This window comes from Mycobacterium malmoense (assembly GCF_019645855.1).
GTDB classification, from domain to species: Bacteria; Actinomycetota; Actinomycetes; order Mycobacteriales; family Mycobacteriaceae; genus Mycobacterium; species Mycobacterium malmoense.
In genome coordinates, this window is the sequence record NZ_CP080999.1 from 5,027,442 (window position 1) to 5,050,125 (window position 22,684).

Consider the following 22,684-nt stretch of genomic DNA (forward strand, 5'->3'; position numbering starts at 1 on the left):
GCGGCGCTGCGGCCTCGAAGTCCGATTGCGGGAGCTTGCTCCCCGACGGCGTCTGGCACCGCCGCATTCACGCGCAGGTTTTTGGGGCTAAGTGCCCGGAGACCGTTTGGGGCGTGAACGTGGTTTCGTGACCCGCTAGGTCGGGGTGATCAAAGATAGTCCGTGAATCTCGCTGTCCGACAGCCCATCTCGGCTGCTCAGGCGTGGATCGTTTGCCGTTGCGCGAATGCCGGCACGCCGACGACGGAAAGACGGCGTTTCCACTTGATCATGGCGCGGTGCGGCATCAGGCGCAGTCCGCGCAAATCGGAAGTCCGGAGCTGGAGCTGCGCAACCTGCTGCGGTGCTGCACCAGGAAGCAGCTCGAACAGGTGAACTCGTCGGCCCGCTGGGGAATCACCGTCACCGACAGTTCTTCGCCGGACAGGTCCGCGCCGGGCAGCTCGAAAAAGAGCGCATCGTAAAGGTCCTCGTCGACAACCGCGGTGGACGAGCCGGACAGGGTGGGCGCTAGCTCGCGCAGACCGGACGTGTCCTGGGCCTCGACGTCGGGCGCGCGGCGTGCGTCGTAATCACTTGAGGTCGCCATGGGTGTTCCTTCCTGCTCAAGGGCGGGTTGACGCACTTGCCTGTACTCACCCGCAGCATCAGCCGATACCCCATTCAGGGCTTAGCCACACCCGTCGGCCCCAAAAAATTGCAGACACGACAATGGACGCCCTCGGTCGCCTCGCCGGATCGTGACCCGGACACCCAGACCGGCCCCAACCATGGTGCTGTGCGTGCGGATGGGCCAGCGTGACCGACCGGAACTTCGCTCGTTGCGAAAGGCTTGTGCGCCAAGCCTATTCGTGTGGCAGGACAGATCCGAGAGCGCGACTTGGCGGCCGAGGGCCTGACCGATACTGCGCGAGCCATAGTGTCAGCCAGCCCCAACGTGGGTATGCCGGGCAGATGACGTTGCAACCCCGAGCACGACGCCGTCTCACCGCCGACGCGGGGTGGGTCCGCTGAAACCCGCCCGCGGCGCCCCCGCCGCCCTATTCGACGTGGACGGAACCCTGGTCGATTCCAACTACCTGCACGTCTACGCCTGGCAACGCGCCTTCGACGACGAGGGCATGTCCGTCGCCGCCTGGAAGATCCACCGCTGCATCGGCATGGACGGCTCGGCGTTGGTGCGCACCTTGTCCGATGACGCCCCGGCGAAGGTGCAAAACCGGCTCAGCGACGGGCACAGCCGCTATTACCGCGACACCACGCCGCTACTGGCGCCGCTACCCGGTGCCCGCGCGTTGCTGCGCCGCGTCGCCGGTCTCGGACTGCAGGTCGTGCTCGCCAGTTCGGCGCCCGACGACGAACTCCAGTCCCTGCTCAAGGCGCTCGACTGCGACGACGTCATCTCGGTGTCGACGTCGTCGCGCGACGTCGACACCGCCAAGCCCGAACCCGGCATCGTGCGGGTCGCCCTGGACCGGGCCGGTGTGGACGCGGAGCATGCCGTGTTCGTCGGCGACGCCGTGTGGGATGCGCACGCCGCGGCGGGCGCGGAATTGCCGTGCATCGGCCTGTTGAGCGGCGGCATCTCCGGCGCGGAATTGCAAGCCGCCGGCGCGTCACCGATCTTCGCGGATCCGCAGGACCTGCTCGACCATCTGGAATCCACCCGCATCGCGGCGCTGGCGCCCCACCGCTGACCGGACGCTACTTCCCATGGGTGCGCAGCAACAGCGGTAGCGCCCACCAAAAGAACGCGAACATCGCCAGCGCACCCGCTCCCGCTACCAACCCCGCGTCGCGCCCCGCCACCGCGACGAAAACGACGACCGTCACCCCGGTCAGCGCCAGACCGAGCAGCGCCAGCCCGGCGTAGGCGCACCGGTGCGCGGCCGACACCAGCACTTGAAGGCGATGCCGCCTGAACAGCAGCCGGTGAATCCCGACCGGGGCGACCAGCAGCACCGTCGCGACCACCGAACAAGCCACCGTCGCCAGGTATACGTCCCGCATGTCTTCGTCGAGAACGTCGAAACGCTGTTGGAACGGCAACGTCAACAGGAACCCGGTGAGCAGCTGCACCCCGGTCTGCACGACCCGCAGCTCCTGCAGCAGGCTGTTCCAATTACGGTCCAGCCGTTCGATTTCGGTTTCGCCGCGCTGGTTGCGATCCCACCGCTGGTCGCCTTCGGGATGATCGGCATCCATGGCCGTGATCTTCGCACCGGCCCCGGGGGGCCAGGGTCGAATGGTTAGCCGTTGAGCTTGCCGTCGCGGACGGCGGTCAACGCGTCGTCGAGCGTCGGGTAAAGCGGGAAGGTCTTGTCCAGACCGGTCAGGTGGATCGGCCTCCTGGTCGCCGGGCCGCGCGCAACGACGCCGAACTCGGTGGACTTGCCGAGTTTCTCGTACGTCGCCGCGAGGATCTTCAGCCCCACCGAGCCGAGAAACTCGACCGCGGACAGGTCGATGACCAGCGCCGTGGGGCCGTCAGCCACCACCGCACCGATGGCCTGTTCCAGGGCCGGGGCGGTGACCAGATCGATTTCGCCGCTGACACTGACCACGGAGACCCCATCGTGGTCCTCGACCAACGTGGTAATCGAATCGGGAGCTGACAATGGCGATCCTTTGTCCGGGGCCGTGAATGTGCTGCAAGCCTAACCTGCCGTGCGAACTGCGAGAAGAATAAGCCCTCCCCACCTGCGCCGCGATAACCCAGGCTAATCTCCCCATAGGCGCTGTGCACTGCAACGCGGCACTTGGGAGGCCAGATGTCAGATTCGCCGTCCGATTTCGGCAGCGTCAACACCGCCGCGCAGACAGTCAGCAATTCCAGCGAGGGCCTGCTGCCGCAACTGGTGCAGCACCTGCGGCAGAACCGGACCATTTTGCGCGAGGAGTGGGCCCGCCGGATCACCGAGGCCGAACTGCTCACCGCGATGACGTCGGAGGAGATCTTCTCCGAAGCGACCGCCGTCTACGACAACTACGTGGAGGTGCTCGAGACCGGTAGCGTCGAGGCGCTGCAGGACTACGCGCGCGACCTGTCGGAACGCATCATCCCGCGGGGCGTGGAGACCGACGAGGTCGTCGGCATCGTGCTGCTGCTGCGCGACGTGCTGGCACGCTCCCTGTTCGAGAAGTACCAGACCGACTTCGAGATGCTCACCCGCGTGCTGGACGCCTACGAGCCGGCGGCCAACCGCATCGCCAATACGGTGGCCGTCAGCTTCGTGCAGGAACGCGAGCGCATCATCCGCCAGCAGCAGGAGGCCATCCGCGAGCTGTCGACGCCGGTGCTGCAGGTGCGCGAGCAGCTGCTGATCCTGCCGATCATCGGGGTGCTCGACAGTCAGCGCGCCCGCCAGGTCACCGAGCAGCTGCTGCGGGCCATCCGCGCGAACCGCGCCAAAGTCGTGGTCATCGACATCACCGGTGTGCCCACCATCGACTCCACGGTGGCAAACCACCTGGTGCAGACGGTCGACGCGTCGGGGTTGATGGGCGCGAGCGTAATCATCACCGGCCTGTCCTCCGAGATCGCCCTGACGCTGGTGACGATCGGGCTGGACCTGTCGAAGATGAACGCCGTCGGCGACCTGCAGGGCGGTATCGAAGAAGCCGAGCGCCTGCTCGGCTACGAGGTCACTCGCGCCGGCGAGCTGACCGGGTAAGCACACGTAGCACGAGCACCCCATGCCAGTACCCATCCTGAAACAGGGCGCAATCCTCATCGCCTCGGTGCAAGCCGCGCTCACCGACTCCGACGCCGAACGCCTCCGCCACGACCTCATGGAGCGGGTCAGCCGGTTCCGCGCCCAGGGCATCATCGTCGACGTCACCGCCATCGATGTGATGGATTCGTTCGCCGCCCGATCGCTGCGGACCATCGCACACATGACCCGGCTGCGCGGCGCGAACACCGTGATCGTGGGCCTGCAGCCGGAGGTGGCCTTTGCGATGGTCCAACTCGGTTTGGCGTTCGACGACATGAACACGGCACTGGACCTCGAAGAGGGCCTTGCCCTGCTGAATCGTCAACGGGGAGTAGGGAAATCGACGATCGGGCGCGACGGTGGCGGATGACCCGCAAATTCTGGTCGTCGATATCGATAACCCCGACGACATCGTCGCTGCCCGTAAAGCAGGACATCAGCTCGCACTTGATCTCGGATTCTCGCTGACCGACGTCACCATGATCGCCACGGCGATCTCCGAGATCGCACGAAACATCACCAGCTACGCGGGCCACGGCGCCGTGCACGTCGCGGTGGCCGACCGGGAGGGCCGCAAGGCGCTGGTGGTGCGCGCGGAGGACGACGGCCCCGGCATCGCCGACATCGAGCGCGCGATGGAGGACGGGTACTCGACCGGGCGCGGGCTGGGGATGGGCCTGCCCGGTGCCCGCCGGCTGATGGACCGCCTGGTCGTGGAGTCCGCGCTCGGCCGCGGAACGGTCATCGAAATGTGGAAATGGGTTCCGGCTCGTGCATGAGCATGCATGACGGCGGCCGGCTGGGTCCGATCGAGTGGGCAACCGCGGGTCGCCCGGTGCCCGGTGAGCACATCTGTGGTGACCAGCCGATCGCGATCGGCGTCGACGGCGACGCCGCCCTGTTCGGTGTGATGGACGGCCTTGGCCACGGTCCGGCCGCCGCACACCCGGCGCTGCGCGCCGTCGATACGCTCAAGCAGGCCCGCGGCGAGCGGCTCGAAGTGTTGGTCCAGCTCTGCCACCGGGTGTTGACGGGGACCAGGGGCGTCGCCATGACGTTGGCGCGGGTGGATTTCGGCGCCCGCACGCTGACGTGGACCGGGGTCGGCAACGTCACCGCCAACCTGGTCGCCAAGGCCGCCGACGGTATCCAAGTCCGGTCCACGGCGCGTCTGACCGCGGGTATCGTCGGCTATCGCATACCGGAAGTCCAGCCGGCGCAAGTGGTTTCGCTGCGCACCGGCGATCTGATCGTGATCGCCTCCGACGGCATTACTCCGGACTACGTGGACCACATCGACTTCGCCGCCCCCGCCACCGTTATCGCCGACGAGATCTTGGGTAAACACGCCAAGAAGTCCGACGACGCGATGGTGCTGACGGCGCGTCACCGGGGAGCCGCGACATGACCGACACCGACGACTTTCACGCCGAATACGACATCGCGCTGCACGCATATTTGGAGGCACGCGACGAGGACAGCCTGGCGGTCGGCCATGAGCTGGGGCGACGCGCCTTGCAAGAGCGAATCAGCATGCTCGACATCGTCGAGCACCATTTCCGCCGGGTCCAAGGGCTCGCGCAGAACCACCCCGTCGACAGGCCGGCCGCACTGGAATTCCTGTTGCAGACGCTAGCCCCGCTCGACGTCGCAACCCGGGGGTTCCTCGACGGCACCAGGCGTTACGCCGAACAACGGGCCCGCGCCGAGGATCTCGCCGACCGCGACAAGTTCCGCACCGCGCTGGTGAATTCCTTGCAGGAAGGGTTCTTCGTCGCCGATCACGAGGGCGCGGTGGTCGAAATGAACAACGCCTTCATCGAGATCCTTGGCTATCCCACCGAGAGCCTGCCGTATCGCTGGCCCCATCCGTGGTTGGTCGACAAGAAGACGGCGCGTCAACAAATATCCCGGGTTTTGAGCCACGGCAGCACCGAATACGAAACGCCGATCCGGCATCGAGATGGCCACCTCGCCTGGGTCACGGTGAGCATCAACGCGGTCCAGGAGACCGGCACCGACCGAGACGTCTACGTGGGGACGATCCGGGACATCACCGCGGAACGGGCATTCGCCGCCCGGGAAAGCGCAGTGCTACGGCTGGCCACGGCGGTGGCCGTCGCCAAGAGCGTCGCGGAGCTGCTGTCCATCACCCTCGACGAATGCCGGACGGCGATCGATATCCAGCGCGTGGTCGCCGTCTCATGGCCGAACGGGGACAGCGAACCGACCGTCCAGGCGGCGGGCGAGTCCTGCGAGTCGACGTGGCGCGGACTTGATCCGTGGCTGCGCAACACGTTTCAGGACGCGCGCCACCAGCTGCCGCTGACGGCGAAGACGGTCGAGCGGCCCGACAATCCCGGCAAGGCGCAGGGATTGATCGCGGTGCTCTCCGGCACGGGAGACCTCGCGCTGTGGTTGGAGCTGCGCTCCCCCCGCTGGGTCAGCGCGGAGGACCGGCTGCTGGTCACGGTGCTCATCGGTCACCTCAGCCTGGCCATGCAGCACGTGCGCCAGTTCGAGAGCGCCCGGGAGACGTCGCTGACCTTGCAGCGCGCGATGCTGCCGCCGGTGCAGCCGCCGCCGGGCTTTGCCGTGTGCTACGAACCGGCCGTCCCGCCGTTGGAGATCGGGGGCGACTGGTATGACGTGCTGCCGATCGGGGATAACCGCATGGGCATCGTCGTCGGCGACTGCGTGGGCCGTGGTCTGCCGGCAGCCGCGATCATGGGTCAGCTGCGCAGCTCGGCGCGCGCGCTGCTGATCAACGGCGCCCAGCCCGCGCTGGTGCTCGAGCAACTCGACTCGGCCGCGTCGCTGATTCCGAACGCATACTGCACAACGGTTTTCCTGGCGATCCTGGACACCGAATCCGGTGTCCTGCAATACAGCAACGCCGGCCACATGCCCGCCGTGGTCGCCGGTCCCGAGCCCGGGCAGACGACCATGCTGACCGACGCCGCGTCGGTGCCGCTGGCGGTCCGCCGAGACGAACCGCGCCCGCAGGGCTCCCGGGTGCTGCCGCCGGGCTCGACGCTGATGCTCTTCACCGACGGCCTGGTGGAACGCAAACACGAGTCGATTGACGACGGAATCGCCCGCGCCGCAAGCTTTTTGATGCAGACGATGAAGCTGCCCCTGGACGCGGTCGCGGACGCGGTGCTCGGCAAGCTGGCCCCGGCGGGCGGGTATGACGACGACGTCGCGATGGTGATCTACCGGCACCGGCCGTCGCTGCTTCGAATCGAAACCAAAGCCACCGCAGACCAATTGGCCAACATCCGGCATCGGCTGACCGCGTGGCTGCGCGTCGCCGATGTGCCCGATGCGTTGAACGCCGACGTCGTGCTGGTCGTCAACGAAGCGTGCACCAACTGCGTCGAACACGCATACCGCGGGCACCGCGTCGGGACGATGCTGCTCGAAGCCCGCATCGCTGACGGCGAAGTCCGGGCACGAGTCGCCGACTCCGGTTCGTGGAAGACACCGGCCGCCAACCCGGGCAACGGTGGACGGGGCCTGGTGCTGATGAGGGCGCTCAGCGATGCGATGGAGCTCGACACCACCCAAACCGGCACCACGGTGGACATCGGCTTCCGGATACCGGCCGAGACGTGACCGCTTCGTTTCCGGGCACCGTTTGCCGGGCCCGGTTTGCGGGTAGTCATCGGCGTGACTCGCGCATCGATCTCGGCCGAACCGGCCCTACCGGAGGCATACGGACCGCTGTCGACGGCCGTCCGTCGTGCCTTGACGGGACCGCCCTCCCGTGACCACCTCGCGCGCATCGGCGCGTCCGTCCGCGACTCCGACCCCTACGGTCTGGACCTACAGCTCGCATTGTGCATGTGCTACGAGCTGCACTACCGGGGCTTTGCGGGCGTCGACCCGGACTGGGAGTGGAACCCCGCGCTGCTGCACCTGCGCGCCGAACTGGAACGCGTCTTCTTGGCGGGCATACGCCGCGACGTTGGTCCCGTCGAACCCGGCCAGACGTCGGCGGCCGAAATGGAAGCGCTTTCGATGGAGCCCGCCGACGGCACCGGCCCGTCGTACTACCTGCGCGACACCGGAAGCTGGCAGCACATGCGCGAATACTTCGTGCACCGATCGCTGTATCACCTCAAGGAGGGCGACCCGCACGCGTGGGCGATCCCACGCCTGATGGGCACCGCCAAGGCGGCCTTCGTGGCGGTCGAGTTCGACGAGTACGGCGCCGGGCAGGGTCCGCGGCTGCACCAGCAGCTCTTCGCCGATCTCTTGGCGGCGGCCGGCTTGGATGCGACGTATCTCGGTTACCTCGAGACCGTTCCGGCCGAGTCGTTGGCGGTGGTGAATCTCATGTCGCTGTTCGGGCTGCACCGCTCGTTGCGCGGCGCGACGATCGGACACTTCGCGGCGACGGAGATCACCTCGCCGCCGGGCTCCCGGCGGATGGTCCAGGCGCTGCAGCGGATGGAGGCACCGCCGGCCTGCGCCGGCTTCTATAGGGAGCACGTCGAGGCCGACGCGGTGCACGAACAAGTCGTGCGCATCGACGTCGTCGCCGACATGGTCGCCCGTGAACCGCACCTCGACTCGGACGTCGTTTTCGGGATGCGCGCCCACGCCGCGGTCGAAAACCGTTTGGCGGACAAACTCATGGAGTCGTGGCAGCGGGGTCAGACGTCGTTGCGGAGTCCGCTGGATTAGCGGCCCGGCATCGCCGATGGCTGGTGTCGCACAACGGATAAGCGTTGCTGCGCCGGCAGGCGCAGATCGCCACCATGAACCGGTCAGACTCGATGATTTCGCCGCCGGGCGTCTCGATGCGCACCGGTCCGGACACCAGGATTGGGCCGCCCGCCACCACCCGTACCCGCGTGGTCATGGCTTGTCCGCCCGTATCACAACGAGTTCCTCCTGCCGGCGTCCCCGGGGGATCCGGCCGGTTTCTTCCAACCAGCGCGCCCGCCCCGACATGACGGGCCCGAAGGGAATCCACTTGGAGGCAATGACTTTTGCGTCCAAGCCCGTCGATCTCAAACATGCCAGCGACCGCTGGACACCGGCCAGTGCGGAGTGCACGAGCAACAGGGATCCACCGTCGCGCAACAGGTTTGATGCCGACGCACACAGCGGATCCAGCACCAGGCGGCCGTCGGGGCCGGCGTTCCACGCCCACGACGGGCCGGCGGTTGAACACATCGGCTCGATGTCACCGCCGGGTGGGGTCGGGACGTAAGGCGGATTGGCCACCACCACGTCGAACGGCGGACAGCCGAGGGCCCCCACCCACGATCCCTCACGGATGTCGACCGCCACACCGGCCAGGGCGGCGTTGCCGCGAGAGCACCGCACCGCGTGCGGACAGATGTCGAAGGCGGTGACGCTGGCACAACCCATTTCGGCCGCGGCGATCGCGACGAATCCGCTGCCCGTACAGAGGTCGAGAACCCGCCGGCCCGGGATGAGCGCCGTGTGATGCATCGCGTCGACAAGCAATCGGGAATCTTCTTGCGGCTGATACACGTTATGGGCGGCCGAGACGGCGGGCTCCGGATAGGTGGTGGTCAACGTGGGCCTTTCGATAAGCCTTTTCCAGGATCGCCGTGGCGATCACGGCCTGACCTGTGTAATGCCCGCAAATCCGTGCCTTAAAACGAATCGGCAACGCTACGGGCGGCTATCCCGTGGTGGCGTGGGCGAACTGTTTGACGATCGTCGAGCAGAACGCCGGGAGGTCCGACGGTGAGCGACTGGTGATCAGATTGCCGTCGACCACGACCTCTTCGTCGAGGACGTGGGCGCCCGCGTTGCGAAGGTCGGTGCGGATGCTCGGGTACGAGGTCAGCGTTCGTCCCGCCGCCACGCCGGCCTCCACCAGGGTCCAGGGACCGTGACAGATTGCGGCAACCGGCTTTCCGGAGTCGACGAAGTCGCGCACGAACGAGACGGCCGACTTGTCCAGACGGAGCTTGTCCGGGTTCACCGTCCCACCGGGAAGCACGAGGCCGTCGAATTCATCTACGGACGCGTCCGACACCGCGCGGTCGACGGCAAATGCCCCGGCCGGCTCGAGATCGTGGTTGCGGGCCTGGATTTCGCCGGCCTTCAGCGACAGCACCTCGACCTGGGCGCCGGCCTGCTTGAGCGCCGCGCGAGGTTGTTCGAGCTCTACCTTCTCCACGCCGTCCGCCGCCAGGATCGCAATCCTCTTGCCTTGCAATTCGTTTGACATCCCGGTACTCCCTTCATGAGTTTTCATGGTGCGATCAGCCGGACGCGTCCCGCAGCGCATCGAGCAAGGGCTGGGCGGCCTCCTTGAGGAAAAGGTCCTGCGCCTGTCCACCGATCTGCACGAGCGCGATATCGGTGAACCCGGCCTCCCAGTACGGCCGGACGGCATCGACGATCGCATCCAGGTCCGGGCCGCAGGGGATGCTCTCGGCGACGTCCTCGGGCCGCACGAATTGGGTCGCGCCGGCGAAACCGGCCGGCGTCGGCAGGTCGGCGTTGACCTTCCAACCGCCGGCGAACCAGCGGAACTGGTCGTGCGCGCGCTCGACGGCGGCCTCGCGGTCGAGATCCCAGCACACCGGTATCTGCCCGACCACCCGTCCGCCGCCGGCCAGATTGGCGGCCTGGCGAGCGGCGTGCCACTCGCGGACGAGTTCTCCGTTGGGCTCCACGGCGACCAGGTGATCGGCCAGCTTCGCAAACCTGTCGACAGCCTTTGTCCCGCCCATCGCCACCGCGATGCCGACCGGGACGTCGGGCACGTCCCACAGGCGCGCCGAATCCACCTGGAAGTAGTCGCCGCGCCAGTTCACCAGTTGGCCGCCGAACAGCTCGCGGATGATCTTGATGGCTTCGCGCAGCATGTCCTGCCGCCGCTCGACCGCCGGCCAGCCCCTGCCGACGACGTGTTCGTTGAGGTTCTCGCCGCTGCCCAAACCGAGGGTGAACCTGCCGTCGGACAGGATCTGCACGGTGGCGGCCTGCTGCGCGACGATCGCGGGGTGGTACCGCATCGTCGGGCACGTCACATAGGTGTACAGGTCCACCCGTTCGGTGGCGTGGGCCACGGCACCGAGCACCGCCCAGGCGTTGGGTGCGTGTCCCTGCGACGCCAGCCACGGCGAGAAGTGGTCGCTGCACACCTCGAAGTCGAACCCGCGCTCTTCGGCGGAAACCGCATACCGCACAAGGTCTTTGGGTCCACTCTGTTCGGTCATCAGAGTGTAGCCAAAATTTGTCATGCGGTTCTGGGTACCCGCCCGGCTCGCCAGCGTAACGCCAGTGCGAAAAATCGAACCGCGAATCGCAGCGGCGTTACGCTCGCGAGCCCGCCCGAGGTCCGCGGGATGCGCTCGGGTGCGGCGCGATTGCTGGGCGGACGCTAAAGACGCTCTTTGACCACCGCGGACAACCGGGCGCCGTCGGCCTTGCCGGCCGCGATGGCGGTGGCGGCTTTCATCACCAGTCCCATCTGCTTCATGCCCGGCCGTTCCCCGAGCTGCTCGGCGACCTGGGCGATCGCGGTGTCGGCGACGTCGGCCAGCTCCGCCTCGGTGAGCGGCGTGGGCAGGTATTCGTCGATGATCCGCGCCTCGGCGTGCTCGTTGGCGGCGAGCTCACCGCGGCCGTTTTGGGTGTAGATCTCGGCCGACTCACCGCGCTTTCGCGATTCCCGCGCCAGCACCTTGATGATTTCGTCGTCGGAGAGCTCGCGCGCCTGCTTGCCGGAGACCTCCTCGGTCTGGAGCGCGGCGAGCAGCATGCGCAAAGTCGCGGTTCGCAACTTATCCTGGGTCTTCATCGCCTGGGTCAGGTCCGCCCGGATCCGGGATTTCAGTTCCGCCATGCCTGAGACGCTACGCGCCGGGACACCGGTCAACGTTGAGAAATGCCGGGACCGCCGACAGGATGGATGCCATGACGAACAACCGGCCCGGCCGCAGAGCTGGTTTTGAAGGCCGCTGCGCACGGTGAACGCGCCCCCGCCTGGTTATCCGGTTGGTCCACCGCCCGGTGGCTACGCGCCGCCGGAGTATCCGCCATCGGCGTATGGCGCGCCTCCCGGCTACGGTCCGCCGGCCTATGGCCCGGGGCCGGCATACGGAGCGCCGGCCTATGGCCCGCCGCCGGGCTACGGTTCGCCGTTCGGCTATGGCCCGCCGCCGGGCTCGCAGTATGGTCCGCCCGTTCCCGGAGCGGTCAGGCCCGGCATCATCCCGCTGCGACCGTTGACCCTGAGCGACATCTTCAACGGCGCGGTCGGCTACATCCGGGCCAATCCCGGGCCGACGTTGGGACTGACCGCGATGGTGGTCGTCGTCATGCAGATCGTCTCGCTGGTCGCGACGCTCGGACCGTTGGCCGCCTACGGCGGGATCACAACCGGCCGGCCGGACGAGCTGAGCTGGGGGGTCGCCGGCACCTGGATGGCGTCGATGGCCGCCGGCCTGCTGGTCACCTGGCTCGGCGGCATGCTGCTGTCCGGAATGCTCACCGTCATCGTCGGGCGCGCGGTGTTCGGCTCGCCGATCACCATCGGGGAAACGTGGGCGAAAATCCGGGGCCGGCTGCTCCCCTTGCTCGGGCTGGCGCTGCTGGAGGCCGCCGTAGTGGCGGCTCTCTTAGGGCTGGTGGCGGTGATCGTCGCGCTGTTGGCGGCCGTCGGCAATCCGGCGGCGCCGGTTCTGTTGGGCTTTCCGCTGGTGCTCGTCGTGCTCGTGTTGATGGTGTACCTGTACACGGTGGTGTTATTCGCGCCCGTGCTGATCGTGCTGGAGAGGCTGCCCGTCGTCGACGCGATCACCCGGTCCTTCGCTCTGGTCCGCAACGGCTTCTGGCGGGTGTTGGGCATCCGGGCGTTGACGTTCCTGGTGGCAACCGTTGTCGCCGAGGCGTTAGCGGCACCGTTCAGCATCGTCGGACAGGTCGCACTGGCCGGCCACACCACGGGAGCGCTGGTGCTGGGCACCGCGATCGCGTCCGTCGGGGGGACGATCGGCCAGATCATCACCGCGCCCTTCAACGCCGGGGTGATCGTGTTGCTCTACACCGACCGCCGCATGCGTGCTGAGGCATTCGACCTGGTGCTGCAGACCGGCGCCGCCGGCGGACCCTACGCGGTCGCGTCCACCGATAACCTCTGGCTGACGCGGCCGGTATGAGGACCAGCTGACAGTGCCTTCCATCGACATCGACCGCGATGCCGCGCACCAGGCCGCGCAGAACGAACTGAGCAAGCCGATCTATTCCAAAGGCTCTGCGGCACAACAATTCGCCGATTGGGTCAACGAACTGCTATACCGGCTGCTGGAGAAGACCGCCTCGATACCGGGTGGATGGTTCACCGCCACGGTGCTCCTTATCCTGCTGGCGGTCGCGGTGGCGGTCGCCATCCACGTCGCGCGGCGCACCATGCGCACCAACCGCGGCGGCGACCACCTGTTGTTCGAGGCCGCCCAGCTCACCGCGGCCCAGCATCGCGCTACCGCGGAAAGCTATGCGGCGCAAGGAGATTGGGCGGTGGCGATCCGGCACCGGTTGCGCGCCGTCGCCCGCCAGCTCGAGGAGACCGGCGTGCTCGACCCGGCTCCAGGACGCACGGCTAACGAGCTGGCCTCCGATGCCGGCGCCGCGTTGCCCCATCTGGCAGGCGAATTGTCGCAGGCGGCAACGGCGTTCAACGACGTCACCTACGGCGAGCGGCCCGGCACCCAGTCCGCCTACCGGATGATCGCCGACCTCGACGACCACCTGCGGTCGCGATCACCGGCCGCCGGGTCGGCGGCGGGGCAACCCGCGGCGACCGAATCGTGGGCGCAGGTCCGGTGATGTCGACCGGCGGGCCACGTACGGAAGCCGCGCCCACCGGCGCGCGGCGTCGGCGATCATGGCGCTGGGCGGTCCTTACGCTGGTCGCGCTCGCCGTCATCGCCGGCATCGGTGCCTACCTGACCGCACCGCGGCCCGGCGCCCGGATGGATCCCTCGTCGACCGGTCCCGACGGCGCCCACGCGCTGGTGACGCTGCTGCGCGACGGCGGCGTCGAGGTCGTCGTGGCCGGCAGCATCGCCGACGTCGAAGGGGCGGCGCGGCCGGACACGCTGATCCTGGTGGCGCAGAGCCAGTACCTGACCGATCCGTCGCTGGACCGGCTGGCGAAAACCCGCGGCGATCTGCTCTTGGTCGAACCGACCGCGCGAACCCGTGAGGCACTGATGCCGGGTGTGCGCGTGTCGCCCGCCAGCATTTCCTTTGACAGCAGCCCGAATTGCGCTCTGCGGGAGGCGAATCGGGCCGGAACGGTGCGATTCGGGGCAAGCTCCACCTACCACGCCAAAGACGGCCGGACAATGACCAGCTGTTACGACGGGGTGCTGATCCGGTATCGGGATGACGGGCGAACCGTCACGGCGGTCGGAAGCACCGACTTCATGACGAACGGGGGCCTGCTGCAGGCGGGCAACGCCGCGCTGGCGATGAACCTCGCGGGTGACCGGTCCCGCCTCATCTGGTACGCGCCCCACCACGTCGAGGGTGAAACTTCAGCGCACGCATCGGTTTTCGACCTGATCCCGGAAAACGCGTCGTGGGTCGTCTGGCAGCTGTGGTTGGTGGTGCTGCTGGTTGCCTGGTGGAAGGGTCGCCGGCCCGGCCCGCTGGTGGCCGAGGAGCTGCCCGTCGTGGTGCGCGCGTCGGAAACCGTCGAGGGCCGCGGCCGGCTCTACCGGTCCCACCGGGCCCGCGACCGCGCCGCCGCGGCATTGCGCACCGCCACGCTGCAGCGGCTGCTGCCGAGGCTCGGCCTGGGTGCGGGCGCGTCGGCGCCGGCGATCGTGGCCGCCGTGGCCCGGCGCGGCGGGACCGACCCGGGATTCGTCGCCCACCATCTGTTCGGCCCGCCCCCGGCCACCGACAACGACCTGCTACAACTTGCCCGTGCGCTCGACGACATCGAAAGGCAGGTCACACGCACGTGACGCAACCATCTCCCGCCCAGACCCCTGGTCCTGAATTGCCCGGCTCTCCCCCGCAAGCGGGAGGTGCCCCTTCGGGGCCGCATCGTCGCCAGGCTGAAGCTGAATCGGCCCGAGAGGCGCTGCTGGCGTTGCGCGCCGAGATCGGCAAGGCCGTCGTCGGGCAGGAGGGGGTCGTCAGCGGCCTGGTGATCGCGCTGCTGTGCCGCGGCCATGTGCTGCTGGAAGGCGTTCCGGGAGTGGCGAAGACGCTGCTGGTCCGGGCGCTGGCCGCCGCACTGCAATTGGAGTTCAAGCGGGTGCAGTTCACCCCCGACCTGATGCCCGGCGACGTCACCGGTTCGCTGGTGTACGACGCGCGCACCGCCGCGTTCGTGTTCCGCCCGGGACCGGTGTTCACCAACCTGCTGCTGGCCGACGAGATCAACCGCACCCCGCCCAAGACCCAGGCCGCGCTGCTCGAGGCGATGGAGGAGCGTCAGGTCAGCGTGGACGGCGAACCCAAGCCGCTGCCGGAGCCTTTCATCGTCGCCGCGACCCAGAACCCGATCGAATACGAGGGCACCTACCAGTTGCCCGAAGCCCAACTGGACCGCTTCCTGCTCAAGCTGAACGTGACGCTGCCGGCGCGCGACGCCGAGATCGCCATCCTTAGCCGGCACGCGCACGGCTTCGACCCCCGCGATCTGTCCGCGATCAAGCCGGTGGCCGGGCCGGCCGAGCTGGCGGCCGGCCGCGCGGCGGTGCGCGAGGTGCTGGTCGCCGACGAGGTGCTGGGCTATATCGTCGACATCGTCGGCGCGACCCGCTCCTCCCCCGCGCTGCAGCTGGGCGTGTCGCCGCGCGGGGCAACCGCACTGCTGGGCACCGCCCGATCCTGGGCATGGCTGTCCGGCCGCAACTACGTCACCCCCGACGACGTGAAGGCCATGGCCCGCCCGACGCTGCGGCACCGGGTGATGCTGCGTCCGGAAGCCGAGCTCGAAGGGGCCACACCCGACGGGGTGTTCGACGGAATTCTGGCGTCGGTCCCGGTGCCCCGCTAGTGATCCTCACCGGGCGCACCGGGCTGGTGGCGCTGATCTGCGCCCTACCCATCGCGGTATCGCCTTGGCCGGCAAGGGCTTTCGTAGTTTTGCTGATAGCGCTGGCCATCGTGGTGGTTGTCGATGCCGGGCTAGCAGCTAGCACCCGCGGGCTGCGCTACACCCGGTCACCGGACACCTCCGCCCGGCTCGCCCAGCAGGTGAACGTCGGCCTGCTGATTCACAACGACGGCCGCCGCCGGTTCCGCGGCCAGATCCGCGACGCCTGGCCGCCCAGCGCCCGCGCGCAGCCGCGCATCCATCCCGTCGACATTCCGCCCGGGCAACATCAGCACGTCCAGACCCGGCTGTGGCCGGTCCGGCGCGGCGACCAGCGCGCGGCCGTGGTCACGGCTCGGTCGATCGGGCCGCTGGGGTTGGCCGGACGGCAGGGTTCGCGGCCGGTGCCGGGCCAGGCCCGGGTGCTGCCGCCGTTCCTGTCCCGCAAGCACCTGCCGTCGCGGCTGGCCAAACTGCGGGAGATCGACGGCCTGTTGCCCACGCTGATCCGCGGGCAGGGAACGGAATTCGATTCGCTGCGCGAGTATGTCGTCGGCGACGACGTGCGCTCGATCGACTGGCGCGCGACCGCGCGCCGCGCCGACGTCGTGGTCCGAACCTGGCGACCCGAACGCGACCGGCGGGTGGTGATCGTGCTCGACACCGGGCGCACGGCGGCGGGTCGCGTCGGCGTCGACCCGACCGCCGCCGACCCCGCGGGGTGGCCCCGGCTGGATTGGTCGATGGACGCGGCGCTGCTGCTGGCCGCGCTCGCGTCCCGGGCCGGCGACCACGTCGACTTCCTGGCCCACGACCGGGTGAGCCGGGCCGGCGTGTTCGGCGCGTCGCGCACCGAACTGCTCGCCCAGCTGGTCGACGCGATGGCACCGCTGCAACCGGAACTCGTCGAATCCGATTGGCGCGCAATGGTTGCCGCCGTTGCGCGGCGCACCCGGCGGCGGTCGCTGGTGGTTTTGCTGACCGACCTGAACGCGACCGCCCTCGACGAGGGCCTGCTGCCGGTCCTGCCGCAGTTGTCGACCAAACACCACATGCTGATCGCCGCGGTCGCCGACCCCCGGGTGGACCACATGGCGGCCGGGCGTTCGGATGCGGCCGCGGTGTACGACGCGGCGGCCGCCGAACGGTCCCGCAACGACCGCCGCGCGATCGCGACGCGGCTGCGCCGCGGCGGCGTGGAAGTCGTCGACGCTTTGCCCACGGAACTGGCGCCCGCCCTGGCCGACCGCTATCTGGCGATGAAAGCGACCGGACGGCTGTAACTTTCGCGGCTCATCGAGTGGGAATCACGTCGGGCGCGTCGTCGATGTCGCCGGTCTCACCGGCTTTCACCGCGCGACGGCCGAAGTACACGACGTACGACAGGAACGCCACCTCGGCGACGATTCCGATGCCGACCCGGACGAACGTCGGCAACGACGACGGCGTCACCAACGCCTCGATCAACCCGGAGACCAGCAGCACGGCCACCAGTCCCACGGCGACCGCCACGACGCCCCGGCCTTGTTCGGCAAGCACCTGCCCACGCGGCCGGTCCCCGGGCGATATCACCGACCACCCCAGCCGCATTCCCGTTGCCCCCGCGAGGAATACCGCCGTCAGCTCGAGCAGCCCATGCGGAGCCAGCAGGCCCAGCAGGACGCCGCCCTTGCCGGCCTGGAACATTAGGCCCGCGATCAGCCCCAGGTTGGCGGCGTTCTGGAACAGCACGATCGGGATCGGCAGCCCCAGCACGACGGACAACGCGATGCACTGCGCGGAAACCCAGGAGTTGTTCACCCACACTTGCAAGGCGAACGCCGCCGCGGGGTGTTCGCTGTAATACGACGCGACATCGTGGTTGACCAATTCGTCGATGTCACTTGGTGTTCCGATCGCGGACTGCACCTCCGGGTTGCCGGCCACCCAGAACGCGATGACCACCACGACGGCGAAAAACACCGCCGTCGTGCCCAGCCACCACCGCCAGGTGCGGTACGCGACCACCGGGAACGACACCGTCCAGAACCGGGTGAACGCACTGCTCAGCGGGGCGTGCGCACCGGTCACCACGGACCGGGCGCGCGCCACCAGGCTCGACAGCCGACCGATCAGCAGCGAATCCGACCCGATCGTGCTGGCCGACCGCAGCATCGACAGGTGGGTGGACACCCGCTGGTAGAGCTCGACGAGTTCGTCGACCTCGGCACCGGTCAATGACCGGCGCCTCTTGATCAACTGGTCGAGCCGGTCCCAGGTACCCCGATGGGTCAGCACGAATGCGTCGACGTCCACCCTGCGCAGCCTAATCGCACCTTCGGGGCGGCCGGTTCCGGCCGGTGGAACCGATAAAACCTGTACCGTTCGGTGTTATGTCGGAGGTGGTGACCGGGGATGCCGTGGTGCTCGATGTGCAGATCGCCCAGTTGCCGGTGCGCGCCGTGAGCGCGCTGATCGACATCGCGATGATTTTCATCTGTTATCTGCTCGGGCTGATGCTGTGGGCGGCCACCCTGACGCAATTCGACTCCACGCTGAGCGCCGCCATCGTGATCATCTTCACGGTGCTGGTGATCGTCGGTTACCCGTTGACATTTGAAACCGCCACGCGGGGACGGTCGGTGGGCAAGATCGTCATGGGCCTGCGGGTGGTGTCCGACGACGGTGGCCCAGAACGGTTCCGGCAGGTGCTATTTCGCGCTTTGGCGTCGGTAGTGGAGATTTGGATGCTCGCGGGCAGCCCCGCCGTCATCTGCAGCATATTGTCGCCAAAGGCCAAGCGGATCGGCGACATCTTCGCCGGCACGGTCGTGGTCAGCGAACGCGGTCCCCGATTGCGGCCGCCGCCGGCGATGCCACCTTCGCTGGCATGGTGGGCGTCGTCGCTGCAGCTGTCCGGGCTCAACGCGGGCCACGCCGAAGTCGCGCGCCAATTCCTTTCCCGGGCACCGGAACTCGATCGCCAGTTACGCTTACAGATGGCATACCGGATCGCCGGCGACGTGGTGTCGCACATCGCCCCGCCGCCCCCGCCCGGCACCCCGCCGGAGCTGGTGCTTGCGGCGGTCCTCGCCGAACGGCACCGCCGCGAACTGGCGCGCCTGCGCCCCATCACGCCGCCGGGACCCGCGCCCTGGCCATACCCCGGCTGGCCGACCCCGCCGCCGAGCGCAGGGCCCCAACGGCAGGCAACCCGGTGGCCGGAACCGCCGCCGCCCGCCGCCTGGCCGCGGCAGACACCGCACGCCGGCGGCTTATCCCCACCGCATTAGTTCGCGCGCTAGCCGGAGACGCTCGCCACCATGAGGGCGACGTCGGCGACCAGCAGCGCCCACCCGCACAGCGGAACCGCGATGCCGCCTCGGCGCTTCGCGGTGAAAAACGAGATGACGATGACCACGAAGGCCACCGCGGGCGCGCCGTAGAACGCCACGCCGAAATCGATCCCGTCACGACCCAGGTTGGGACAGCTGCGATCGCTGCAACCGTCGGTACTCATCACGGCCCCGAGCGCGAAGAGCATCACGATGGCTGCCGCCGGCACCGTCGCCAGGGCCAACCCCCAGTTGACCCACGGCCACACGTTGCGGGCACGGCCGCCGTCGGCCCGCGCGGCGTCGGCCGAGCGATCGGTTCCGCTGCCGACCGTCACGTTGTGATTAGCGTTCATCCCTCAGTCCCTACCCGCCGCGTGCCGGACGCAAACGGGGTCTGTGGCGAAATACCTCGTTGCATCGCGTTAGTTTCCGATATATCGTGATATTCCGGAACGCACGACCGGTGCGTATCCCACGACACGTAAGGAAACACAAAACATGAGCAACCCATTCACTGCACCCGAGGGACCTTTCGGCGACCGGCCGGGGTTCGGATTCGGCCTCGTTCCCGGCCCCGCGCAACGGCGCGCCCTGCACGGCGCCAGGCGGCAGGCCCGCCGGGAGTTCTTCGAACACCTCCGCGAGCAGGCCGGGGGCGGCGATTTCGGGCCGGGATTCGGCCCGGGCTTCGGACCCGGGTTTGGTCCGGGATTCGGTTTAGGCTTCGGCCCGGGGGGCCGACGCGGCGGATGGCGTCGTGGCGGCCCCGGCCGGGGGCGCCGCGGCGACGTGCGGGCGGCCATCCTGGCGCTGCTGGCCGAGCGGCCGATGCACGGCTACGAGATGATCCAGCAGATCGCCGAACGCAGCAACGGAATCTGGCGGCCCAGCCCCGGCTCGGTGTACCCGACGCTGCAGCTGCTTGACGACGAAGGCCTGATCACCGCAAGCGAAACCGACGGCAACAAGAAGCTTTTCGAGCTGACCGACGAGGGTCGTGCGGCGGCCGAGAAGATCGAGACCCCACCGTGGGACGAGATCGCCGAGGGTGCCGACCCCGGCCACGTCAACCTGCGCGCGGCCATGGGCCAGTTGTTCGGCGCGGTCGCGCAATCCGCGCACACCGCCACCGCCGAGCAGCAGCAGCGCATCGTCGAGATCGTCAACAACGCCCGACGCGAGGTCTACGGCATCCTCGGCGAGGACTGAGCCTGAGCCTCCTCCTCCTCCTCCCGCCGCGAGCGTGCGCAGAATGCCGGCCACACCGGCGTGTCCTTGTACAAACACGCACGCTCGCGGCGGGGAGGGAGGGGCGGCGGGTCAGGAGATGTCGACCCAATTTAGGGTGCGCTGTACTGCCTTGCGCCAGCCGGCGTAGCCGGCCGCGCGCTCGTCGTCGCTCCACGTCGGCGTCCAGCGCTTGTCCTCGCGCCAGTTGGCCTGCAGGTCGGATGGGTCCGCCCAGAAGCCGACCGCCAAGCCGGCGGCGTAGGCGGCGCCCAGCGCGGTGGTCTCGGCGACCACCGGCCGCACCACGTCCACGCCCAGCACGTCGGCCTGAATCTGCATGCACAGGTCGTTGGCCGTAATGCCCCCGTCGACCTTCAACACCTCGAGGCGCACACCGGAATCCGCCGCCATCGCGTCCACCACGTCGCGGCTCTGATAGCAGATCGCCTCCAGCGTCGCGCGGGCCAGGTGCGCGTTGGTGTTGAACCGCGACAGCCCCACGATCGCGCCGCGCGCGTCGGAGCGCCAGTACGGGGCGAACAACCCGGAAAACGCCGGGACGAAGTACACCCCTCCGTTGTCGGCGACCTGCCGGGCTAGCGATTCGCTCTGCGCGGCACCGCTGATGATGCCCAGCTGATCGCGCAGCCACTGCACCGCGGAGCCGGTCACCGCGATCGAACCCTCAAGCGCGTACACGGGTTTGGCGTTCCCGAACTGATAACACACGGTGGTCAGCAGGCCGTGGTTGGATCGCACAATCGTCTCGCCGGTGTTGAGCAGCAGGAAATTGCCGGTACCGTAGGTGTTTTTCACCTCCCCCTCGCCCAGACACACCTGACCCACCATCGCCGCGTGCTGGTCGCCGAGCACGCCGGTGATCGGCACCTCGCCACCGAGGGGCCCGGTTTCCAGCGTGACACCGTAGGGCTGGCGCGGCGACGACGACGCGATCACCGGCAGCATCGCGCGCGGCACACCGAAGAACGACAGCAGCTCGTCGTCCCAGTCCAACGTTTCCAGGTCCATCAGCATGGTCCGGCTGGCGTTGGTCACGTCGGTGACGTGCGCGCCGCCCCGCAAACCTCCCGTCAGATTCCACAACACCCAGGTGTCGGCGGTGCCGAAGAGGGCGTCGCCACGTTCGGCGGCCTCGCGCACCCCGTCGACGTTCTCCAGGATCCATTGCAGCTTGCCGCCGGAAAAGTAGGTCGCCGGCGGCAGGCCGGCCTTGCGGCGGATCACCTCGCCGCGGCCGTCTCGGTCCAGCGCCGACGCGATCCGGTCGGTGCGGGTGTCCTGCCAGACGATCGCGTTGTAGTAGGGCCGCCCGGTGCGTCGGTCCCACACCAGCGTAGTCTCGCGTTGGTTCGTAATGCCCAGGGCCGCAATGTTTTTCGGCACCAGATTGGCTCGGTTCAACACCGACATCAGCACCGACGAGGTGCGCTCCCAGATTTCGACGGGGTCGTGCTCGACCCAGCCGGCGCGCGGCATGATCTGCTCGTGCTCGAGCTGATGGCGAGCCACTTCGGCGCCGTCGTGATCGAAAATCATGCAGCGGGTGCTGGTGGTGCCCTGGTCGATGGCGGCGATGAATTCTGCGAACTCGGCCAACTGCTTCTCCTAGGGTGACGTCCGTCGCTAATCCGTCCAATAGTCAACCGGAGAAGGGGTCGCGCAGGGTGATTCGCTCGAATTTGCGGAAGTCTCGATCATGGGTCCAGATGGTGGAGATGCTGGTTCATGAGCGCGACAAGGTGGGCGTCAGGCACCAGGTTGCCGCGGCAAGACCGTGTCGGCCAGTCGCCGATAGATCGGCCAGAATCCCTCGGCCTCGCCGACTTGGCGCACGTGCGGTCGGCAGGTGAGCCAGCGGCGCATCCAGCAATGCGGGATGGGTCACGATGCGCAGGTATCCCAGCGCCACGGGCCACAGCAAGTAGACGAGGCCGGGCCCGGCCAGGAATCGCTCAACGAGTGCCTTCGCCCGTTCATGGAACGGACTGGCGCGATGCGTTGCGTGCACCAGGACGTTGACGTCGAAGGTTTCGCTCATGTTGGGTTGTCTGGCTCCTCAGCCAGCCGTCTCGCCCGGCTTGTCGAGGACCGCCCAGACCGCGTCCTTATCATCGAGATCGATGCGTGGCCGCAGGTCGGCCGTCGTCCAGCGAACCTCCGCATTCGGGCGGGGCGTGACGGAGAGTGCTTGCGCCAGCAGCTCCGAGACGAGCTGTCCTAACGTTTTACCTTCCTCACGCTGGCGTCGCTTCAACGTCCGCAGTATGTCGGCGTCGAGATCGATCGTGGTCCGCATGCATCGGATGCTGGGTGACCGGGCACCTGATGCCGCCCTGCTCCAA

At 68.2% G+C, this 22,684-nt stretch carries 25 protein-coding genes and 2 pseudogenes; 14 read left to right on the plus strand and 13 right to left on the minus strand.

The features are described from left to right. Window positions 1–286: 286 nt before the first annotated feature. Window positions 287–589: a DUF4193 domain-containing protein gene (locus tag K3U93_RS23260; RefSeq protein ID WP_083010143.1), complete on the minus strand. Its 303-nt coding sequence runs from the start codon at window positions 587–589 to the stop codon at window positions 287–289. Window positions 590–1,001: 412 nt separating this feature from the next. Between K3U93_RS23260 and K3U93_RS23265 the strand changes: the two genes are divergently transcribed. Beyond that, window positions 1,002–1,697 carry an HAD family hydrolase gene (locus K3U93_RS23265; RefSeq protein WP_230981536.1) on the plus strand — a complete coding sequence of 232 codons (696 nt, stop codon included), beginning with the start codon at window positions 1,002–1,004 and terminating at the stop codon, window positions 1,695–1,697. A 7-nt stretch (window positions 1,698–1,704) separates the two neighbouring features. On the opposite strand, the gene K3U93_RS23270 is transcribed toward K3U93_RS23265, so the two are convergent. Together K3U93_RS23270 and K3U93_RS23275 are read right to left on the minus strand one after the other, a co-directional pair. Further along, window positions 1,705–2,205 carry a DUF6328 family protein gene (locus tag K3U93_RS23270; protein WP_083010142.1) on the minus strand — a complete coding sequence of 167 codons (501 nt, stop codon included), beginning with the start codon at window positions 2,203–2,205 and terminating at the stop codon, window positions 1,705–1,707. Window positions 2,206–2,249: 44 nt separating this feature from the next. Continuing rightward, window positions 2,250–2,618: an STAS domain-containing protein gene (locus K3U93_RS23275; protein ID WP_139796855.1), complete on the minus strand. Its 369-nt coding sequence runs from the start codon at window positions 2,616–2,618 to the stop codon at window positions 2,250–2,252. 153 nt (window positions 2,619–2,771) lie between these two features. Between K3U93_RS23275 and K3U93_RS23280 the strand changes: the two genes are divergently transcribed. Genes K3U93_RS23280 through K3U93_RS23305 form a run of 6 tightly spaced genes read left to right on the plus strand, consistent with a single transcriptional unit; the run spans window position 2,772 to window position 8,408 of the window. After that, window positions 2,772–3,674: an STAS domain-containing protein gene (locus tag K3U93_RS23280; RefSeq protein WP_071513000.1), complete on the plus strand. Its 903-nt coding sequence runs from the start codon at window positions 2,772–2,774 to the stop codon at window positions 3,672–3,674. A gap of 22 nt (window positions 3,675–3,696) precedes the next feature. Then, a complete protein-coding gene (locus tag K3U93_RS23285; protein WP_071512999.1) occupies window positions 3,697–4,086 on the plus strand; it encodes an STAS domain-containing protein in 390 nt (129 codons plus the stop codon). Continuing rightward, a complete protein-coding gene (locus K3U93_RS23290) occupies window positions 4,076–4,495 on the plus strand; it encodes an anti-sigma regulatory factor (protein ID WP_071512998.1) in 420 nt (139 codons plus the stop codon). The genes K3U93_RS23285 and K3U93_RS23290 overlap by 11 nt, the downstream gene beginning before the upstream one ends. 2 nt (window positions 4,496–4,497) lie before the next feature. Next, window positions 4,498–5,124 carry a SpoIIE family protein phosphatase gene (locus K3U93_RS23295; protein ID WP_071512997.1) on the plus strand — a complete coding sequence of 209 codons (627 nt, stop codon included), beginning with the start codon at window positions 4,498–4,500 and terminating at the stop codon, window positions 5,122–5,124. Continuing rightward, window positions 5,121–7,334: a SpoIIE family protein phosphatase gene (locus K3U93_RS23300; protein WP_083010141.1), complete on the plus strand. Its 2,214-nt coding sequence runs from the start codon at window positions 5,121–5,123 to the stop codon at window positions 7,332–7,334. The genes K3U93_RS23295 and K3U93_RS23300 overlap by 4 nt, the downstream gene beginning before the upstream one ends. Window positions 7,335–7,388: 54 nt before the next feature. Continuing rightward, window positions 7,389–8,408 (plus strand): iron-containing redox enzyme family protein, encoded by a 1,020-nt coding sequence (locus tag K3U93_RS23305; protein ID WP_083010140.1) that lies wholly within the window; start codon window positions 7,389–7,391, stop codon window positions 8,406–8,408. Here the strand turns inward: K3U93_RS23305 and K3U93_RS23310 are convergent. The 5 genes from K3U93_RS23310 to K3U93_RS23330 form a co-directional block, all read right to left on the minus strand. Beyond that, window positions 8,356–8,586 carry a CDGSH iron-sulfur domain-containing protein gene (locus tag K3U93_RS23310; RefSeq protein ID WP_083010139.1) on the minus strand — a complete coding sequence of 77 codons (231 nt, stop codon included), beginning with the start codon at window positions 8,584–8,586 and terminating at the stop codon, window positions 8,356–8,358. The genes K3U93_RS23305 and K3U93_RS23310 overlap by 53 nt on opposite strands. Beyond that, window positions 8,583–9,272, minus strand: coding sequence for a HemK2/MTQ2 family protein methyltransferase (locus K3U93_RS23315; RefSeq protein WP_083010138.1), 690 nt, complete (start codon window positions 9,270–9,272; stop codon window positions 8,583–8,585). The genes K3U93_RS23310 and K3U93_RS23315 overlap by 4 nt, the downstream gene beginning before the upstream one ends. A 109-nt stretch (window positions 9,273–9,381) precedes the next feature. Further along, on the minus strand, window positions 9,382–9,936 hold the full coding sequence (locus tag K3U93_RS23320; protein ID WP_083010137.1) for a type 1 glutamine amidotransferase domain-containing protein: 555 nt from the start codon (window positions 9,934–9,936) through the stop codon (window positions 9,382–9,384). A 34-nt stretch (window positions 9,937–9,970) separates the two neighbouring features. After that, window positions 9,971–10,957: an LLM class F420-dependent oxidoreductase gene (locus K3U93_RS23325; protein ID WP_083010136.1), complete on the minus strand. Its 987-nt coding sequence runs from the start codon at window positions 10,955–10,957 to the stop codon at window positions 9,971–9,973. A gap of 140 nt (window positions 10,958–11,097) precedes the next feature. Continuing rightward, on the minus strand, window positions 11,098–11,562 hold the full coding sequence (locus tag K3U93_RS23330) for a GatB/YqeY domain-containing protein (RefSeq protein ID WP_083010135.1): 465 nt from the start codon (window positions 11,560–11,562) through the stop codon (window positions 11,098–11,100). Window positions 11,563–11,686: 124 nt separating this feature from the next. Here K3U93_RS23330 and K3U93_RS23335 point away from each other — a divergent pair, with 124 nt between their 5' ends. The 5 genes from K3U93_RS23335 to K3U93_RS23355 are packed head-to-tail and all read left to right on the plus strand — an operon-like array spanning window position 11,687 to window position 17,057. After that, window positions 11,687–12,877: a DUF3824 domain-containing protein gene (locus tag K3U93_RS23335; RefSeq protein ID WP_083010134.1), complete on the plus strand. Its 1,191-nt coding sequence runs from the start codon at window positions 11,687–11,689 to the stop codon at window positions 12,875–12,877. Window positions 12,878–12,890: 13 nt separating this feature from the next. After that, window positions 12,891–13,544, plus strand: coding sequence for a DUF4129 domain-containing protein (locus tag K3U93_RS23340; protein ID WP_083010133.1), 654 nt, complete (start codon window positions 12,891–12,893; stop codon window positions 13,542–13,544). Continuing rightward, window positions 13,544–14,692, plus strand: a complete 1,149-nt coding sequence (locus tag K3U93_RS23345) for a DUF4350 domain-containing protein (protein WP_083010225.1) — start codon at window positions 13,544–13,546, stop codon at window positions 14,690–14,692. The genes K3U93_RS23340 and K3U93_RS23345 overlap by 1 nt, the downstream gene beginning before the upstream one ends. Beyond that, complete coding sequence (locus tag K3U93_RS23350) at window positions 14,689–15,735, plus strand: AAA family ATPase (protein ID WP_139796854.1); 1,047 nt, start codon at window positions 14,689–14,691, stop codon at window positions 15,733–15,735. Before K3U93_RS23345 ends, K3U93_RS23350 begins: the two co-directional genes overlap by 4 nt. Further along, window positions 15,735–17,057, plus strand: coding sequence for a DUF58 domain-containing protein (locus K3U93_RS23355; RefSeq protein WP_083010132.1), 1,323 nt, complete (start codon window positions 15,735–15,737; stop codon window positions 17,055–17,057). Before K3U93_RS23350 ends, K3U93_RS23355 begins: the two co-directional genes overlap by 1 nt. A 10-nt stretch (window positions 17,058–17,067) precedes the next feature. Here K3U93_RS23355 and K3U93_RS23360 read toward each other — a convergent pair whose 3' ends face one another. Continuing rightward, window positions 17,068–18,069 (minus strand): stage II sporulation protein M, encoded by a 1,002-nt coding sequence (locus K3U93_RS23360; RefSeq protein ID WP_083010131.1) that lies wholly within the window; start codon window positions 18,067–18,069, stop codon window positions 17,068–17,070. A 77-nt stretch (window positions 18,070–18,146) separates the two neighbouring features. Here K3U93_RS23360 and K3U93_RS23365 point away from each other — a divergent pair, with 77 nt between their 5' ends. After that, on the plus strand, window positions 18,147–19,046 hold the full coding sequence (locus tag K3U93_RS23365; RefSeq protein ID WP_083010130.1) for an RDD family protein: 900 nt from the start codon (window positions 18,147–18,149) through the stop codon (window positions 19,044–19,046). 8 nt (window positions 19,047–19,054) lie between these two features. Here K3U93_RS23365 and K3U93_RS23370 read toward each other — a convergent pair whose 3' ends face one another. Then, window positions 19,055–19,444 (minus strand): hypothetical protein, encoded by a 390-nt coding sequence (locus tag K3U93_RS23370; RefSeq protein WP_071512985.1) that lies wholly within the window; start codon window positions 19,442–19,444, stop codon window positions 19,055–19,057. Between the two features lie 145 nt (window positions 19,445–19,589). Between K3U93_RS23370 and K3U93_RS23375 the strand changes: the two genes are divergently transcribed. Beyond that, window positions 19,590–20,300 (plus strand): PadR family transcriptional regulator, encoded by a 711-nt coding sequence (locus K3U93_RS23375; protein ID WP_071512984.1) that lies wholly within the window; start codon window positions 19,590–19,592, stop codon window positions 20,298–20,300. 111 nt (window positions 20,301–20,411) lie between these two features. Here the strand turns inward: K3U93_RS23375 and glpK are convergent. The 3 genes and pseudogenes from glpK to K3U93_RS23390 form a co-directional block, all read right to left on the minus strand. Then, window positions 20,412–21,978 (minus strand): annotated as a pseudogene (gene glpK / locus K3U93_RS23380) (glycerol kinase GlpK). A gap of 3 nt (window positions 21,979–21,981) precedes the next feature. Then, window positions 21,982–22,380 (minus strand): annotated as a pseudogene (locus K3U93_RS23385) (type II toxin-antitoxin system VapC family toxin). Window positions 22,381–22,398: 18 nt separating this feature from the next. Next, window positions 22,399–22,638 carry an antitoxin gene (locus K3U93_RS23390; RefSeq protein WP_083010128.1) on the minus strand — a complete coding sequence of 80 codons (240 nt, stop codon included), beginning with the start codon at window positions 22,636–22,638 and terminating at the stop codon, window positions 22,399–22,401. Between the last annotated feature and the right edge of the window lie 46 nt (window positions 22,639–22,684).